Raw genomic sequence first — 231 nt, forward strand, 5'->3', positions numbered from 1 at the left:
GGCAGGCCCTTGGGACGGCCACCGATCCGGCCACGCGCCCGTGCGGCCGACAGACCCGCCTGAGTCCGCTCGCGGATCAGCTCGCGCTCGAACTCCGCCAGCGAGGCGAACAGGTTGAACACCAGGCGGCCTTGGGCGTGGGTGGTGTCGATGGGGTCATTCAGGCTCTGTAAGCCGACCTTGCGCTCTGCCAGCTCGCCGACCAACTCGACCAGGTGCTTGAGGGAACGC

Annotated in this window: 1 protein-coding gene; it reads right to left on the bottom strand. The window is 68.8% G+C overall.

The window, feature by feature from the left end; translation table 11 throughout:
* Positions 1-231, bottom strand: a 231-nt coding sequence (locus AC3XQU_RS25120) for a recombinase family protein (protein ID WP_489876797.1), incomplete at both ends; no start/stop codon positions are given.

Source organism: Telluria sp. AZSoR62, from assembly GCF_058111565.1.